This window comes from Longitalea luteola (genome assembly GCF_017356035.1).
Classification (GTDB): Bacteria; Bacteroidota; Bacteroidia; order Chitinophagales; family Chitinophagaceae; genus Niastella; species Niastella luteola.
Genome location: NZ_JAFIQX010000007.1, coordinates 111562 through 124832 on the forward strand (window position 1 = coordinate 111562; position 13271 = coordinate 124832).

Annotated in this window: 5 protein-coding genes; 4 read left to right on the forward strand and 1 reads right to left on the reverse strand. The window is 49.5% G+C overall.

Annotation, left to right across the window (positions count from 1 at the left end; genetic code table 11):
- Positions 1-150 precede the first annotated feature (150 nt).
- From JUB15_RS17780 to JUB15_RS17795, 4 genes are all read left to right on the forward strand, one after another.
- The gene (locus JUB15_RS17780; RefSeq protein WP_207513850.1) at positions 151-2070 is read left to right on the forward strand and encodes a hybrid sensor histidine kinase/response regulator transcription factor; all 1920 of its coding nucleotides are present in this window, start codon (positions 151-153) and stop codon (positions 2068-2070) included.
- A 442-nt stretch (positions 2071-2512) separates the two neighbouring features.
- Positions 2513-5803, forward strand: coding sequence for a SusC/RagA family TonB-linked outer membrane protein (locus tag JUB15_RS17785; protein ID WP_207513851.1), 3291 nt, complete (start codon positions 2513-2515; stop codon positions 5801-5803).
- 12 nt (positions 5804-5815) lie between these two features.
- Positions 5816-7747: a RagB/SusD family nutrient uptake outer membrane protein gene (locus JUB15_RS17790; protein ID WP_207513852.1), complete on the forward strand. Its 1932-nt coding sequence runs from the start codon at positions 5816-5818 to the stop codon at positions 7745-7747.
- A 285-nt stretch (positions 7748-8032) separates the two neighbouring features.
- Positions 8033-10846 carry a T9SS type A sorting domain-containing protein gene (locus JUB15_RS17795; protein ID WP_207513853.1) on the forward strand — a complete coding sequence of 938 codons (2814 nt, stop codon included), beginning with the start codon at positions 8033-8035 and terminating at the stop codon, positions 10844-10846.
- Between the two features lie 79 nt (positions 10847-10925).
- Here the strand turns inward: JUB15_RS17795 and JUB15_RS17800 are convergent, their stop codons facing one another.
- On the reverse strand, positions 10926-13211 hold the full coding sequence (locus JUB15_RS17800; RefSeq protein ID WP_207513854.1) for a zinc metalloprotease: 2286 nt from the start codon (positions 13209-13211) through the stop codon (positions 10926-10928).
- Between the last annotated feature and the right edge of the window lie 60 nt (positions 13212-13271).

Genomic DNA, 13271 nt, shown 5'->3' on the forward strand with positions numbered 1-13271 from the left:
TTGGATCTTGGAATTTGTGATTTGGGTTTTATTATTTGGATCTTGGAATTTGTGATTTGGGTTTTATTATTTGGATCTTGGAATTTGTGATTTGGGTTTTATTATTTGGATCTTGGAATTTGTAATTTGGGTTTTATCATTTGAAAACACATGAGAGATTGTAAGTACTACATTGCCTGCCTTTTTGCCCTCTATTTTGCCAATCCGCTTTTGGCAGCCGGCGATCCGGGTATTGCCAGGATCAGCCTGCTGAGTGCAAATAGTTACCTGGTCTATATTTGTCTGGCCGCCGTATCACTGTATTTATACCTGCGTTATAAAACCCGGCAAACCCGTTTGGAGTACCAGCTACAGATCCTGCGCCTGAACGAAGAAAATGAAAAAGCCGAAAAACAAAGACGGGAAGCCGAACTGGCACGGGCAAATGCAGAAAAGGCAAAAAAAGAAGCAGAACTCGAAGCACAACGCGTGATCTTTACCACCATCTCTCACGAATTCAGAACGCCGCTCACCCTTATTTTAAATCCGCTCAAAGACCTGTTGAAGAACCGGCAAAACGCAGGAAACGACGATAACGACCTGCAATTGATCTATCACAATGCCCGGCGGATGCTTGGCCTGGTGGATCAATTGCTGTTGTTTCAAAAAGCTGATAGCGGGTTAGACAATCTGAAGCTGGTACAGCTCGACCTGGGCAAACTGGTAAAAGAAGTATATTCCTCCTTTGAACAGCTCGCTGTGGCTAAAAGCATAGATTACCAGATGTACGCAACAGCAGGGTCAGCATACATCCAGGCCGACCGGCAAAAGCTGGAGATCATCCTGTATAACTTATTGTCGAATGCTTTTAAATATACGCCAGACCATGGAAAAATTCATTTTTACGTGGAGTTGGAGGAAGATCATTTTGTCCTGGAAATTCAGGATAGTGGCCCGGGCATTCCCGAAAGCGCAAAGGATAAACTGTTTGAAAAATTCTACCAGGCAAATACCGCCAAGGCCGGCTTTGGCATCGGTTTGTACCTGGTAAAACGCTTTGTGGAAGCACATAATGGCAATTTGTCGTACACCAGTGAAACGGGTAAGGGAACTTCTTTTGTAGTATGCCTGCCTGCCGTACATGCAAGTGCCGGCAGCGAACTGTATATAGATGAAGCAGCTGAACCAGGTTTATGGAAAGAAATGTTGCCCGAGGCGCCGGCTAAGGAACAGGAACGTAAAAGCGGTCAAACGGTGTTTACCGACCTGGCCACGGAAACCAAACGTATTCTGGTAGTCGACGACAATACGGAGATCAGGCGGTATGTGGCCGGCCTGTTCAATGAACAATTTACGGTGTTTGAAGGCAGGACGGGGGAAGAAGGGCTTACATTGGCGCATCAGTATCAGCCGGATATTATTATCAGTGATGTGGTGATGCAGGGCATGTCGGGGATCGAGCTTTGCAAGGCTATAAAGGAAGACAGTGCTTTGTGCCATATTCCCGTGATACTCCTTACCAGCAACTCATCCAATGATGCCAGGTTACAGGGCGTGGAAGTAGGAGCGGATGATTACATTACGAAACCATTCGATAAAGACCTGCTCGCAGCCCGGGTAACAGCCCTGATAAAAAGTAAAAATAACCTGCAGAAATATTTTTACAACGAGATCACGCTTCAGCAAAACACCTTGAAAGTATCCGGCGAGTATAAGACCTTCCTCGATAATTGCATTGCCATTGTGGAAGCTCACCTCGATGATGACCAGTTTACCATTCAAACCCTGGCGCAGGAACTGGGCATGAGCTACTCCAAAATGAATAAAAAGATCAAAGCGGTTTCCGGCCAGCCGGCCAACGCATTTGTACGCTTTATACGTTTGCGGAAGGCGGCAGAACTATTTATCAATTCCAATTACAACGTAAACGAGACTGCGTTTCATGTCGGCATAGCGGATATAAAACATTTCCGGGAGCATTTTACCCGCCTGTTCGGGATGCGGCCCTCGGAATATATCGAGCGATACCGTAAAAATCTCGGGAAACAGTACCATATCAACGAAAAAATTATCAGGCGTTCCGGGACGTAGTGTACTACGTCAGTTTTTTTATCACATGTTTATTAGTGACCTTGTTACAAATGTAGAATAACCATATATATCGGTTTGACGTACCTGTAGGGGTTAAAAAAGCCCCCTTTTTATCAAAAATTGCCCCCCTCACTACCAGCCATCTTCCGGCTATATTGCCATTAATATTACTATTAAGGCGGTCAGCATCCGATGCAGCCACCAAAACTTTTGCGGTATGAAAAAAGACAAATTACCTGTCGGGGTAGTGCACCCTCCCCTTTATGTCAATGCCTACTGGCAATTCCATCCTCCCAGATTTTCCCATGCTGTTCAGCGACCTGTAAGGTCCGCCTTCGGGTCCTGAATAAACGGTTTGTAGAAGCAGACCTCACAGGTCGCCTGAATGAAATTAACTGCCAACTTTTATCAATCAATTCTCATGATGAAAATTCGACGCTTTATGTTTAACCTGTTTCCCACAAGACAATGGGGTTTTGTCTTGTTTTTTGTAGCCATTCTTTCAGCCCCGCCTGCTTCGCTGGCCCAGGACAGAACGGTGACCGGTACCGTCGTGGATGCCGGCAATCTGCCCCTTGCGGGTGTCTCTGTAACCATCCGGAACACTTCAAAAGGAGTTACTACCGATGCCAATGGCCGCTTTTCATTGACGGCTCCGGCGGATGCCAGCATCACTTTTTCATTTTCCGGTTTTGCTTCGCAAACCATCAAAGTGCCGGCCAGCGGCGTGTTAGCGGTCCGGCTTGAAATAAGCCAGAAGTCGATGGATGAAGTGGTAGTGATCGGTTATGGCCAGGTGCGCAAAAAAGACCTTACCGGTTCCATCACCCAGATCCGGCCCGATAAGATTTCTGATCAAAACCCCAATACAACACAGGACATTATAAGAGGAACGCCCGGCGTTACCGTTGGGTTCGACCCAACGGCCAAGGGTGGCGGCTCCATCCAGATCAGGGGTCAACGGTCGGTGTATACCGACGGCGGACACAACGATCCGCTGCTGGTGCTCGATGGTATGATCTTCTACGGCGAATTATCAGAGATCAATCCCGATGATATTGAACAAATAGACATCCTCAAAGATGCCTCGGCGGCAGCAGTGTACGGCGCCAAATCCGCCAATGGCGTATTGATCATCACCACCAAAAAAGGGAAAAAAGGCAAACCGAAATTCAATTTCACCTCTAACCTGGGCATAGTTACCATGGGCGCCGACCGCAAGGTGATGAACGGTGCCGAATACATGCAATATCGCCAGGACTGGTATACGGCGCCAACTTACGGTATTAATCCGGCAACCGGTAATTACGAAGCTTATCAATCGGCTTTCAGAACACAGCCCGGTTATTATGCCGAACCCACCGACGCCAACCTGGCATTATACGGCATTACCATTGATCAGTGGAGGGCATATACCACTGCCACCAATACACCCGGGATTTCCGATGCAGAGATCTGGGCTAAAAGACTGTTGCTGCAAAGCACTGTGCTGAATAATTTCCTGGCTGGTAAAACCTTCGACTGGTACGACCAATCGTTTCGCACCGGCATTAACCAGGATTACAACCTCAGCGCTTCCGGGGCCAGTGACAATCTCAATTATTATATGTCGCTTGGCTATTTGTCGAACCAGGGCGTAGTGGAGGGCAATGATTATAAGGCCGTTCGTTCCAACCTGAAGCTGGAAGCCAAAATGACAAAGTGGTTGGATATAAGTGGTAATGTCAACTTTCAGCACCGCACCGATAATGATATTGCAGCCGATTGGAACCGGCAGATCATTTACAATTCTCCCTTTGCCAGTTATAAAGATGATAACGGCAACCTGCAGGTGCATCCGCAGGGTGACAACATGATCAATAACTACGGTTACAATTTCGATTTTAACCGCCAGTATATTGACCGCGACCAGGGTTATACGATCTTCAACACCATTCTGAGCGCCAAAGTAAAGCTGCCATTCAATATCACGTATTCGTTCAACGCTTCTCCCCGTTACCAGTATTATCACCAGCGGTACTGGGAATCGGCTGCCCATCCCGACTGGGGCGGAACCAATGGCCGGGTAGACCGTGAACAAACCGCCCGGTTCGACTGGTCGCTGAACAATACCATCAACATGGAACAAAACTTCGGGAAACACCGCGTGAATCTTACCCTGGTGCAGGAAGCTGAAAAAAGACAGTCGTGGAAAGACAGGGTAGAAGCCCGTAACATTCTGCCAAGCGACGCGCTGGGTTTTCACGAAACCATTTTCGGCGATAAGAATAAAAGCACGTACGATGCAGAAGACATTAAGGAAACAGCCGATGGTATGCTGGCGAGGATGATCTATTCTTTCAACGACCGTTACATGTTCACGGCTTCTTTCCGGCGCGACGGTTATTCCGCATTCGGTGTTTCCAATCCACGGGCGAACTTTTTTTCCACTGCGTTCGCCTGGACCTTCACCAACGAAAAGTTCTTTAAATGGGAACCCATGAGCCTGGGTAAATTGAGAGTGTCATGGGGGCAGAACGGCAACCGCTCGCTGAACGACCCCTATCTGGCACTGGCCAACCTGGCAGCCGGAAACAACTCACCGTCCATGAGCTACGTCGATAACAGCGGTAACCTGATCCAGGTAAAATACCTGCGCATCGATCGTTTGGCGAATCCAGACCTGCACTGGGAAAAGACCGAGTCATTCAATACCGGTATCGATTTCGGCTTCCTGAACAACCGCCTTACCGGTACGCTGGACTATTACATTACCCCCACGGTTGATATGATCATGAACCGGGGATTACCAAACTTTACCGGATTCACCCAGATCACCACCAACCTGGGCAAGGTAGTGAACAGGGGTTTTGAGTTCTCTCTATCCGCTCAGAATATCCGCACCAAAGATTTTACCTGGAGCACGACGTTCAATTTTTCCAAATACAAAAACACGATCAAACATCTTTACTACGAGTATGTCGATGTGCTCGATGACCAGGGAAATGTTATCGGCACCCGGGAAAGGGATGATATCACGAACACCTGGTTCATTGGACAGCCTGTAAACGCTATCTGGAACTACCGTGTAACCGGGATCTGGCAGGCTGATGAAGCGGCAGAAGCAGCGATCTATGGCCAGCGCCCCGGCGATCCCAAAGTGGCCAACAACTATACGGCCGACGACGTTAAGAACGCCAATGGTACCGTTACGCCAAGGTATAATGATAATGACAAGGAGTTCCTGGGCCAGACAAGTGCCCCTATCATGTGGTCGCTGCGCAACGATTTCACCTGGAAGAACTTCAATTTCTCGTTCAATATGTATAGCTACTGGGGACACAAAAGTGTTATCGGGCTGTACCTGAACCAGGATAACAACACGTCGCTGATCACGAACCTGGCGAATACCTGGAAGAAAGAATACTGGACACTGGAGCGCCCCAATAATGACTTTGCCCGCCTCGATGGCAAAGGTCCTGCAGGTGTTAATGCGCCCGGTAAACTGTTCGACAAATCCTTCATTCGCCTCGACAATATAACGGTAGGATATACCATTCCCCAAAGCCTTGTAAGGAAAGCAGGTATAGAACGGGTGAAACTGTTCGGCAGCATTCGCAATGCGGCCATCTGGACAAAAGACAAAAACTGGGCTTATGGCGACGTTGAAACCTATACAACGGTCAGTGACCAGGCCTACAGGGCAGGGTTAGCGCCCAGGATCTTCTCATTCGGATTAAATGTAAATTTCTAAAGGAAAAGCGCAATGAAAAAGAATTATAATAAACATATCACGATATCAAAGTCGCTGTTGCTGCTGGCAGCGCTGACAGGCGGCCTGGCCGGATGTAAGAAATCATACCTGGATACCGATCCGCTGTCGTTGTACGAACCGGGAAAAACATTTACTACCAAGGGCGGCCTGGATGCAGCCATGGCCATGTGCGACAAACATCTCCGTTCTTACTGGACCTATTTCGAATATGTAGACCTGGGGCTTCCCATCAGCACCGATTATATGTTCACCGATGTAGCTGTTGCCAGTAAAACAGATGAACAAAACATCTTTGTAGACATTGCCACGCGGTTCACGCCAACAGATATGCCTGAGCGTACGGGTTATTTTTGGGACCAGACCTACAATGGTATCAAATATGCCAACTCTATACTGACGTACATCGATAATGTGCCGGCCTTATCCGATGCTGTTAAAAATGAATACAAGGGCCGGGCGCTGTTCCACCGCACTTTTCATTACATGGGGTTGATTTTCAAGTTCAGGGATGTGCCGCTGGTAACCAGGATCCTGGAGTCGCCCAAAGTGAATTATCAAAGCACAAAACGCGAAGCCATCCTGCAAATGCTTACAGAAAATATGGAACAGGCAGTACAGCTGGTGCCCAACCAGGCGCAAATGCCGCTGGTAGGACTGGTGAACAAAGGCGCCTGCCGCCAGCTGTTGATCAAATGTTACCTGGCTACCGCGCAGTGGGATAAAGCCATCGCCCAGGCCGATACCCTCATCAACCACAGCGGGTATTCATTAATGACAAACAATTTCGGCACGTTTGTTAGTCCGTATGCCAATGTGTGGCCGGTAACCCGAAATGTGATCTGGGACCTGCACAGGCCCGAAAATAAAGCCATAGCGGCCAACCGGGAAAACATCCTGGTTATGATCAACCGGAACAATGCGGAAAGCGCAGTAAAGATGAATTCGATGCGTAACTGGCTTCCTTTTCATGACAACATAGCGGCAACTGCTCCCGACGGCAAACAGGCTTTGCGTTTTTACGCACCTGCCAACGCCGCTTACCGGGCGCAATATGATTATAAGAGCGCCATCGGCCGCGGCATTGCGCATATCAGGCCTACTTTCTTTCACCAACATTCACTGTGGTATGTAAACGGTGTTAACGACGCCGGTGACCTGCGTCATAACAGCGCCGTAGGCAACTGGGCCCGTATGGATTCGCTCAAATACAATGACCCCACCAGTACCGCATGGTATGGCAAGAACCTGCGGCTGCGGAATGCATCCGGCGCCCTGTTATGTTCTGATACCGTGCGCAACTGGTTCGACTGGCCGCATTATAAGTATTATATTGAAGACATCACCGAAACACAGAACCGGAGTGAAGCCAACCACCGCGGCGGCGCCGGCGATCTCTATTGCTACCGCCTGGCGGAAACCTACCTGCTGCGTGCCGAAGCAAAATTCTATAAAGGAGATCTTGCAGGCGCTACGGCCGATGTAAATGCCATCAGGCAGCGGGCAAAATGTACGCAGCTGTATTCATCAGTGACTATTGGCGATATTCTGGATGAGCGTGCCCGCGAACTGAACATGGAAGAGTTCCGCTTTGTAGAGATGAGCCGGGTGTCTTATTGCCTGGCCCTTGCCGGTAAACCCGATGAATGGGGTAACCAGTACCAGGTGGAGAACCTGGCGAAAAACAGTTACTGGTACCAGCGCATTCAACATTACAATGAGTTTTACAACAAGGGCAGAGTGACGGTCAAAAACCGTTCTTACACCATGGCCCCGCACAACATCAACTGGCCGATACCGCAGGGCGCCATCAATGCAAATGGCGGCGGCCGCCTTCGCCAGAATGAGGGATATAGTGGTTTTGATGGCGGCATACCCATGTGGGAAAACTGGCACGATGCGGTGGCTGACGAAGAAATTCAGTAACGTATCTTCAAACAATTTCAGGTGTGCCATACTTTCAAAGAGTGGCACACCTTTTTTTATTTTAGGGTTTTCTCAAAAAAATTATAACCGGTTTGTGGTTGAAACAGGTCGCCAGTTTGTATACTTATGGTAATTAACCTTACCTTTATTTTTCACACGTCCCGGATACACTTATAAGCTTCACCGGTCCGGGCAATCACCCACTGTACGAAATGCCAACTTAAATGCTGCCAGCCAAAAGCCTGGAGATAATTACTATTTATACCTAACGATTAAATTTAGTTTATGTACTGTCTTGACAAAATGGTATGGAAGCTGCGGCATGCACTCGTATTGCTGGTAGGCGTATTGGCAGGGAGTTTTGCCACTGCGCAGGCTCCTCAATGTAAGATCGATTGTAATATGAGTGGCAGGCCGCCGGCCGAAGTATTGGAGCCAGGTTATTTTCCCTGGACCTTCGCCTCGGGCGTTAAAGACACAGCCTCCCTTTCACTATCCGATGGCGTTACCATTACCCTCATTCGCAGAGGCCCTTACGGCGTACAGTTACGCCCCACCTGGAACAAAGCCAATGTGCAGGCGCCTTATCTGTCGCGGCTTATCAACGATGGATTTACGGTAGATGGTGCGCAGGCCGGTGCGCAGATCGAAATGCGCATCAGCGGACTACCTGCCGGCCGCCACAGTATTCTTACCTATCACAATCATGTTGATAACCCGGCCACCAACAGTTTTGCGCCGATCGATATTTACCTGAACGGCCAACAGAAATATAATAACCTGCCGCAAACAGTGCGCGAGATAGTTCCTTCCAAAGCGACTATTGCGTATGTATATGCCGACGTAACAGCGGGGCAGGATGTAGTGATGTTGTTTGCAGGCGATACCGCCAGCGGCGGCAACAATAAAACCTTTCTCATCAACGGCATCGAGATCAATACGGCCAACCCGCAGTACCAGGCGCGGCAGCCCATGCCTGAAAATACCGATGAACACGTGAATGCAGATGAAGGTACACTTACCCTCAACTGGATGAATGCGCCCAATGCAGTGGCCAGTCACATCTATTATGGTACCGATTCGGCAGCTGTGGCAACCGCTACAGTCAATTCACCACAATACAAAGGCAGGCGCATTACAACTACTTATATTGCGCGTAACCAGGACAGCAAGGATACCTATTGGTGGCGCGTTGACCAGGAAGATTCGAGCGGCAATATTACCCATGGCAATAGCTGGTATTACCGTACCCGGCACCTGGCGTTCAGCGATGCGGAAGGTTATGGTCGCTTTGCCCGTGGCGGCCGTCACGGGAAAGTAGTGCATGTGACCAATTTGAACGATAGCGGCCCCGGCAGCCTGCGCGAGGCAGTGACCAATGATATAGGGCCGCGTACGATCGTATTTGATGTGTCGGGTCTTATTACTTTGAACAGCCGCCTCACCGTTAACCAGCATTATATAACCATTGCCGGACAAACCGCGCCCGGTAAAGGCATTTGTATCAAGGGTGCGCCCTTCGGTACTACCGGTAACGATCTTATCGTAAGGCATATACGGATAAGGGTAGGCGGTCCGGTTACCAGCGATGGAACCGGCGTGCTCGGCAACCATAGCATTATGGACAACTGTTCGGTAAGCTGGACAATAGATGAAGCTTTCAGTTCGCGCAATGCCAAGAACATCACCCTGCAGCGCACGATGCTGGCCGAAGCCCTGAATGTGGCCGGACATAAAAATTATCCGCCCGGTACGGCACACGGTTATGCCGCTACGATCAGCGGAAATAACGGCAGCTTCCATCACAATCTGCTGGCGCATTGTGCGGGCCGTAACTGGAGCCTCGGCGGCGCCCTGGATGGTAATGCCTATTATACGGGCCGGCTCGATATAAGGAACAATGTGGTGTACAACTGGGATAACCGCACTACCGATGGCGGCGCCCACCAGGTGAATTTTGTAAATAATTATTATAAACCCGGCGCTGCCAGCCGCCATTTACTGGCCCTGTCGATGGACCATGAAGGGGTGGGATCAGGCACGCAACAGGCATATTTTGCAGGCAACGTAATGCCCGGCAGGTTCGATGAGAATTCACAGACCCTCGGCCGCCGTACAACTATCAGGAACGGTGCCGTCATAAACTATGAGACTTTTGTAGATACGCCCTTCTTTCCATCCTATGTTAATACGCAAACAGCGTATAATGCATATAAGAATGTATTGTCGAATGTGGGTGCCAATCAACCCATGATCGACAGTCATGACATTCGCATTATCCATGAAACCTTAACGGGCACCTATACTTATTCCGGCAGTGTGAGCGGAAAACCCGGGTTGCCTGATAAAGAAACTGATGTAGGCGGCTGGGAATCGTATCCTGAGACCCATCGTGCGCCCGATTGGGATACCGATGGCGATGGCCTGCCCGACTGGTGGGAAGAATTAAAACACCTGGACACCCGTTCCTCCGCTGGTGATTTTTCAGATGCCAATAATGACCGCGATAAAGATGGATTTACCCAGCTGGAAGATTACCTGGAGTTCATGGGCGGTCCACATTATTTCGCACAACCCTTTAAGCCCATGATGATCGATTTGACCGCACTCACCCGCGGTTACACCAATTCGCCGGTGTATACGATCAATAAAGTGGTTAAAGGAATTACCATTCAATGGCGTTGTGTAAACGGAAAACTGTTCTATCTGCCATTCGGCAAAGGTTTTTCATCCATCACATTTACAGTAAGTGATGCGGAAGGCCACTCTATGACCCGGACCATTCGCATTGCCAGCCGTTATGAAAAGATAACAGTCCGCCAGGAAACAGAGAAGGAAGAGACCGTTGAATCACCTTCGAAAATAATGGTATGGCCTGTGCCATCAAAAGGACAATTCAATATTTCGTTGAAAGGTTTACAACAGCCTGTAGTCGTTCGGATGTATAGAATAGACGGTACGATGGTCGGCAGTGAAGTAAAAATGCAGGGTGGTTCTGTACGCTCTTTCAATATAACTACCCGTGGTAATTATATAGTGACCGGAACGGATGCCATTACCGGTGAACCAGTGTTTACGAAGAAGCTGATGATTGAATAAAGAATTACAGGATATACAAAAAAGAGGCTGCCACAAACATTGGAAGTGGCAGCCTTCTTTCGTTCCTATACAGCTGATCCTACTTGTAAGAACCCTTACGTTTCGGTTTATGTACGCTTTTTTTATCGCCGTTCTTTTTAGCAACACTCCTCGTGCTGCCGTTGCTTTTCGGTACTGCTATAGCCATCCTGGCTTCCTTCACTTCATCTACCACTTTGTCGAGCGCACCGCGTGCTGTGAGTCCATCCGCAAGCGTATCGAGCACTTCCGCGGCCTGCTGTTTTTCGCCCTCTTCTTGTAAGGCCTTGCTGAACCGGGTGAGGTAATAGTTAAGATCAATATTACCCAGTATTTCCGCCGCAGCTTCCGGATTATCGAGAATGCTGCTTAGCAGTTTGCGGGCTTCATCGAGGTTGGCGCCGGCCGTACGAATGGCTGAATTGGATGCCGCCAGCGATTGCATTTCTTCTTCGGCGCCCGCCGGTATTACGAGGCCTTTGTATTCCTTCATCACAGCATTGGCCTGGGCTATGCGGCAATGGACAGCTGCATTGGAATCCGGCAGCTGTTCAATAACTTCCTTCACCACATTGTTTCCGCCTTCCAGTACCTGGCTTCCGTCAAAAGTGAGTATCCGGCCAACCTCTTCACTGAAAAAGTCCTGCGCCAGCAATTCTTCATTGTAACTTTTAGGAGGCTTCACGCGTATGGTCAATGGGTTCGACAAAACGTCTTCTTTATGGTAGTGAAGCGCTACCTGAACGGTATAGTAGCCCGGTTCTGCAATATCCCAACCGCCTTTACCTACTGAAGTAAATAAGGAATCGTAGATCGATTCGCCCGGGTGAAGGGCTTTGTGTTCGGGCTGCCAGCAATAAGTGGCGTATGGGATCACTTCTTTCGCCGGCTGGCCTCTGCGTTTAACAATCACGGTGAGGTGATGGCTGGGCGATAACAATTTCACCGGCACTACCAATGGCTGCCCGGTAACATTCGTGAGCTTTAATTCCAGTACGACCGGTTCCAGGAATTCAAATACCGGGGCCGCTTCAACGCCGTTGATTCCTTTGCGTTGTACCCTCAGGTCGAGCCGGAAGCTGGGTTCGGCCAGCAGGTTGGCCTGTTCAAAACCATGATGGTCGAACCAGGCGGCATTACCCATTTGTACGTATTGTTCAGGTGCATGGCGCATGAACAACAGTTCATTATTGCTGAAGGCGTAGCGGAAGTTGGCAAAGAAAGCGGTTTGTCCGCCGGAAACATTATAGGGATAGTTCATGAAGCTGCGTGCTTCGGGTTCATTGCTGAGGGGGATCCAGGGTGTGCCCAGGGCTTTTTGCCAGGAGTGCGCCAGGTTAAAAGCATGTCCCATTTCATGAATGGCGCACCAGAATTTCATTCTTTCCACCCAGGCTGCCGGAGCAGGGTCGTTGGCCGGCGCCTGGGTAATGAATGATTGCGTAAAGATGGCGGTTCCCTGCCGGTGATTGCCGCCAATGTCATCGAACATAATGCCACCCAGGCTTTGGCCTTCTTCATGTAAGGCAGCAAAGAATACCCACATCGACCATTGAGGTTTGTTCCTGAATCTTGACCAGAATTTTTGCATGGCGTCGTGCATTTCCATATCACTCCATCTGGCATCTGAGCCCGCGCCTGAAATGGGTAATGCACCGCCGCCCATGGATTCAGTGACCTGGAAGCCTGCCCGCTGGAAGACTTTGGCAATGCTGAGCTTTTCTTTGGGCAGATTGGCCGGCCGGTTGGGATGTGCATGCGTATCCATTGTGAGAGCCGGCGTAACCCCTTTTACAAAATCAAATTCAAACTCTACTTTCCGGAAAAAAGGCGATACAAATTCGTATGCCCGCTCTGCATTGGGCGCTCCGCCGCCGCTGAAGATCACTTTCGTGCTTTGCGGCAGTAATGAGCCGGCGCGGCGTACCATGATCTTTACATTTGTATACGGAAATGCGCCCAGGTTCCCTTCTTTGAATACAACCGTTCCCAGCCAGGTATTGGGCCCTTCCTGCATCAGTTTGGCGATCCAGTGAACCCTGGAGTTCAACGCGCGAATGATGGTGCCGCTGGCCACATTTTGCGGCAGGCTGCCATCCACATCGAGCCGCAATTCTTCCCGCATGCCGATGTCGGCCGCTGCCAGATCCATTAGCTGCACCAGGTCTTCTCCCTGGCCATTGGAAGCAGGGAGCAGGGATGGACTGCTTCGTTTATACATGCCGCTGATCGGCTGTATCGCCGTGGCGGCGTTGGGCGAAAGCTGGTTCGAGACCGGGGTGTCTTCATCAACGCCCGGTGTCATGGCCAGCTGTTCAATGGACGGTAGGTTATTGTTCGGTGCCATAATTGTATTTGATTTTGGTAAAAAAAATATTCGGCTTTCACAGTCACGGTGGAAGTACGC

Excerpts from the sequence above, each read along its gene's own strand:
- JUB15_RS17790 (WP_207513852.1), top strand. The coding sequence starts at position 5,816 with ATGAAAAAGAATTATAATAAACATATCACGATATCAAAGTCGCTGTTG.
- JUB15_RS17795 (WP_207513853.1), top strand. The coding sequence starts at position 8,033 with ATGTACTGTCTTGACAAAATGGTATGGAAGCTGCGGCATGCACTCGTA.
- JUB15_RS17785 (WP_207513851.1), top strand. The coding sequence starts at position 2,513 with ATGTTTAACCTGTTTCCCACAAGACAATGGGGTTTTGTCTTGTTTTTT.
- JUB15_RS17800 (WP_207513854.1), bottom strand. The coding sequence starts at position 13,211 with ATGGCACCGAACAATAACCTACCGTCCATTGAACAGCTGGCCATGACA.
- JUB15_RS17780 (WP_207513850.1), top strand. The coding sequence starts at position 151 with ATGAGAGATTGTAAGTACTACATTGCCTGCCTTTTTGCCCTCTATTTT.